The organism is Oleiphilus sp. HI0132, assembly GCF_001635845.1.
On the sequence record NZ_LWGJ01001769.1, the window covers coordinates 1 to 5,013 of the forward strand.

Below are 5,013 nucleotides of genomic sequence, written 5' to 3' on the forward strand. Positions count from 1 at the left end.
ACTTGTCTGCGCATTAACCGACTGATACTGATGTAATGCATTCATATTATTCTCCTGCAATCACTAAGGTACTATTTCCTTAGCTACTTCTTTTATTATTAATAACAAACTTTATTTGTCTGAACCTGTTCCTGCTAGCGCATCTAACTGCGCCTTTATAAAATCCATCGTACTATTTAATTTCGAAACTGCGATATCCGCTGCCGTAAATTCACGCGCCAAGCGACTTGTTAAAGACTCAATTCTCTCATCAAGCTTTAAACGCTCCTCATTAATCATTGCTAACGACTTACTTAATGTATCGTTCTTTGTTGTCAAAGAACCATCAATTGATACAATCTGAGTAATTAGATCAACTAACTGCTCACCGACACCTTCAATATAGGTTACCGAACCTCTAGAACCGGTTGCTGTACCTTCAACTGTAACCCGAATGCCTTCAGAATCATCACCCGTCGCAGCACTTAGCGTTTGACCCGAGCCTATCGCTGCCACACCATTAATCGTACCCTCAACATCAACCCCATCGGTACCAGCAGCCACACTCAAACCCAGTTGAGCTAAAGTATTTGTATCAACAGCTGAAACTTCAACCTTTGAACTCGATCCATAGACATTAGAGTTAATCACTAACTGGTTTGAAGCATCTAAACTTACAGTCACAGACTTACCTGCAGCATTCAGCGCCGAGTCAGCATTAATCTTTGACTGTAATTCTGCAGCCAGCTGCGTCTGCGTATAGCTCGCTGCATCGAGTGTAATACCACCACTTTCAACGCCATCTATCTTGATAGTAAGCTCATCATTGTTTGCATCGATCGTTGTACTCGCACCTAGACTAACCCCGCCAACTAACTCACCACGCGTTGCAGCCGTTGTCACCTCAATGTCATATGTGCCAGGCTTAGTATTAATACCTGCCGTTTCAAAACTTACTTGAGCATCACTTGTTCGACCCTGCTCACTAAATAAAGCCGAAACATCACTAGGGTCTGAAGCCAACTTATCAGCCAAGTCACTTTCATTCAGCTCTAACAAGCCAGTCTGGTAATTAGTAGAAATTCCGATATCTGCCAAACTTCTAACATTGGCATTTTCCAGGCCAGCAACGGTAGTACCTAACACGCTGCGCACCTGATTCATTAAACTTCGAGTCGTTGAGTCACCCAATAATATGCCAGCTTCAACACCGCTACTCGGGTCAAACTCGGTATTTTCGTTAATCAGAGTCTGCAAGGCATTAAACTTTTCAACAAACTCAGACACTTTCTCTATCACTGCAGAGTGATCATCTGCTATGACCAGACTCGCTGGTGCACCATCATTTGTACCATTTAATGACAACTTTAAACCCGGGATAGCGTCATCAATCTCGTTGCTAGAGCGAGTAATTGACACACCATTAAGTTTAAATGCTGCATCTGCAGCAGGCTGGCTTTGAATCAGATTGGTGGCACCTGCGGTATAAGCAAGACGTGACAAGCCATTTGCATCGGTATTACTTGCATCACCCGTGTCAGTAACGCTTATATCGATAGTTTTATCAAGACCCGTTTCGTCGGCGTTAAAGACTAGCTTATAGCCCGTACCGGTATATAAGACTGATGCAGTCAACCCCACATCCTCTTCAGCATTAATTGCTGCAGCAATACCATCGAGCGTATTGTTTGAGTTATCAATCGTTACGTTGGTAGTTTTGCCATCCACCACGATAGAAAGCGCACCCTCACCTAAAGCAGTGGTATCTGAATCACTAAATTCTGTCGTTGTTAATGTTTGAGATACAGCTAAAGCGGAGACTTCTAAAGTATGAACACCCGCACTCGCTTCACTTGTATTAACCGTAGCGGAAAATGCTGAGCTTCCAGAAGAAACAGTTTTCGATTCAAATAACTGGGGATTTGATAATGTACGAGCAGGTAGACGAAGATCAGTAACTGCTGATTTAATCTGCCCAAAGATAGATAACTCAGCATTAATTTCAGCTTCTTGACTATCTAGGCGAGCCTCAACCGGAGCGCGCTCTGCATTAGCGAGATTATCAATTAGCTCACTGGTGAGAACACCCGAACCAATTCCAACCGAAGATACACTTGCCATACTTATCGCCTCGAATACCACAGGATTAAATAAGCGTTAAAGCCACAATGACTTTGACTCACTCTAACCCAGCGAAAACTTTGTCTATTGAGTCAACACTACAATAACTCTATATAGCGCTCTTGTAGAATATATCGGCAAGAAGGGGCAAAAGTTTACCCCCTAAATTGTAACGAACTGTGAAAAGCTTGCCACTTGCACGAGCACCACCCTTCACAGTTTACAAAAAATATTACACTTTAGCCTTAAAAAGACTCAATGGCTCATTCTGCTGCAAGTCTTGAGCCAACTTCAGTGCGACATCGTCAGGAATTTGTCTAATCACCTCAGATGTATCCTTATCAACGACCGTAATAATCGTCTTACCGGATGTATCATCAAGATTAAACTGAAGATTTCGCTCTACAGATTGAACGTAGTCATTAAGCTGAGTCACTGCCTGACCCACACTCTCAGTTGCTGAAGATTGATCAAGCTCAGAAACTTCCTCAACTGACTTATCGACTGCGTCTTTCTTAGGCGAATCGCCAGCCTCACGTGTTTTCTGAGACGACGATGCTGCCGCTAGCCGTAAAGACTGCTCCACACCTTGTAATTTTACGTCGCTCATATAAGCACCTCATTTAACTTATAACCAAACAAGCCGACTTTGATTTTCATCAAAGCCGGCATCATATCAACTAAGCACTAAACCCTTACTGAAGAAGAGATAGAACTTGCTGAGGTCTAGCATTTGCTTGTGACAATACTGAAATACCTGCCTGCTGTAGAACCTGAGACTTAGACAATGCCGCAGTTTCTGCCGCGAAGTCCGCATCACGAATTCGAGAGTTTGCAGCTGACAAGTTTTCACTACTGACAGAGTTGTTTGAAATAGTAGACTCAAAACGGTTTTGAATCGCACCCAGTTTCGCTTGCTCACTTGCTACCTGGTTAATAGCGTTATCGATCGCAGTAATTGCTTCTTCAGCACCCTCTAGGGTACTAATATCGACATCTTTCAGTAGTGTACCCGACTCTGATCCACCAAAGCTACCAACTGCATTAAAACCAGCCCGCTCATTATTGCCCGTTAGCGTACCCACTGAGAACTCACCAGCCGCCTCAAGCGTAACGCCAGCAACATAGTTTTCATCAGCCGTAAAACCCGAGTCACCAGCCGTAGCCACAGTCAATTCAATATTACGACCATCTTCAGCAACCAAAGTGTATTGATTATTATCCAATGCTTCTGCTGTTACACCCGTCAAACCAGACTTAGCGTTAATAGCATCAATAGTTGTTGTTAGGTTAGTGGCAAGATCAGCCCCCATTGCACCCGTGATTTGCGTCCCGTTTATAGAGATATCAAAGTCGGTTCCAGTCACAGTTACATCACCAGAGTAAACTCTGTTTTCATTAACCGTAGCCGATACACCAGATTGGTCTGAAACCCTATTAATCGCAGCAGCTAGCGCAATACCGCTTGAACTTGATAGCGTAGAAGATGCAGTATCATCACCTGCTTTTGTCGCACCAACTGATACATTATTAAGCGTTAAGTCACCAGCCTGTAGCGCAGCTCTAGTACCATCATTACCATTATCACCAACTAGTGCAGCCTTGTTGCCACTATATGTACCTTTTTCAAAACCGAAGTTATCAATATTCTGAGTATTTGAACCAACATTAATATCAGAACCGTCATCACTAGTTAGCGTTACATCACCAATAAATGTGACAGCGGTACCATCAGTACCATCATCAACTAAACCGAAGTCTTCCGCACCACCAGTTGTTGTATCAACAGTGATATTACGACCATCTTCAGAAGTCAAATCAACACGAAAACCTGTGCTTGTCTCGACAACCGATGCCGTCACACCCGTTAAGTCACTCTTTGTATTAATTGTATCTGCAACTGCTGTTAGCGCAGTCTCTGCTTCAACTTCTGCAAGCTGAAGCTCTATATCAACACCGTTAATTGCGACTGTTTCAGCAACAACACCTGTACCGATAACACCCGCAGCTATAGTTGTACCTTCGACTGTATTGGGGTTTGCAGTTGCGGTCACACCCGTCAGGTCAGTTTCTGCGTTGATCGCAGCAGCCTTTGAAATTGCACTTGAGCCCTGCAAAGCAAATGACGTGTCGTCATTACTACCAACAGGAGCCGAAATAGCAGCACCGTTAATAGTCAAGTCACCAGCGGCGATAGTCTGCTCTGCAGTTAATGCAGTTTTACTATTGTTAGACGTCACACCAGCAGTCGCAGCTGCGCCAAGTGTATCAACAGTAGTTTCATTAATACTTACATCAATTCGGTCACCAACGTTTGCTCCGGTCTGAAAACCAGCATCCTGGAAAGAGCCATCTAGAAGGCTTTGACCGTTAAAGTTTGTCTTTTCAGAAATTGACTGAATTTCAGCTTTTAGCTGCTCAACCTCTTCTTGTAGAGAAGAACGCTCCAAATCAGTGTTTGAACCATTCGCTGATTGTAGCGCTAGTTCACGAACACGCTGTAAAGAAGTTGTGATACTGTTTAAAGCACCTTCAGCAGTTTGTGCCAAAGAAACACCATCACCTGCGTTTCGGTTAGCTACGTTAAGACCACGAACCTGAGCGTCGATTCGGTTTGAAATTGCCAAACCCGCCGCATCATCCTTCGCACCATTGATACGTAAACCTGAAGATAAACGTTGCAAAGCCTGGCTTTGAGCGTTTTGTGAACTTTCAAGGTTACGCTGAGCATTTAAAGACGCGATATTGGTATTAATTATTTGAGGCATGTCGTTTCTCCGATCAATTTTGCAAGTAAACGAACGAGACTTTAAAACACACCATGCTTTGTAAAGCACGCTCTCGATCGCTTGTTACATCATTTAACGGCCCCCCACAAAATTACTTTAGTTTTTTTTACAAAAACAATGTAAG

3 protein-coding genes are annotated in these 5,013 nt (G+C 43.4%); all 3 read right to left on the minus strand.

Translation table 11 applies throughout. The features are described 5' to 3' along the window. Positions 1–111: 111 nt before the first annotated feature. Positions 112–2,100: a flagellar filament capping protein FliD gene (gene fliD, locus A3766_RS26940; RefSeq protein ID WP_068508419.1), complete on the minus strand. Its 1,989-nt coding sequence runs from the start codon at positions 2,098–2,100 to the stop codon at positions 112–114. Positions 2,101–2,332: 232 nt separating this feature from the next. Then, a complete protein-coding gene (locus A3766_RS26945) occupies positions 2,333–2,710 on the minus strand; it encodes a flagellar protein FlaG (RefSeq protein ID WP_068508417.1) in 378 nt (125 codons plus the stop codon). Between the two features lie 85 nt (positions 2,711–2,795). After that, complete coding sequence (locus A3766_RS32530) at positions 2,796–4,868, minus strand: flagellin (protein WP_068643328.1); 2,073 nt, start codon at positions 4,866–4,868, stop codon at positions 2,796–2,798. Positions 4,869–5,013: the final 145 nt, after the last annotated feature.

What these genes read in the sequence shown, in the direction of transcription:
- fliD (WP_068508419.1), bottom strand. Translation starts at nt 2,100, where the DNA reads ATGGCAAGTGTATCTTCGGTTGGAATTGGTTCGGGTGTTCTCACCAGT.
- A3766_RS26945 (WP_068508417.1), bottom strand. Translation starts at nt 2,710, where the DNA reads ATGAGCGACGTAAAATTACAAGGTGTGGAGCAGTCTTTACGGCTAGCG.
- A3766_RS32530 (WP_068643328.1), bottom strand. Translation starts at nt 4,868, where the DNA reads ATGCCTCAAATAATTAATACCAATATCGCGTCTTTAAATGCTCAGCGT.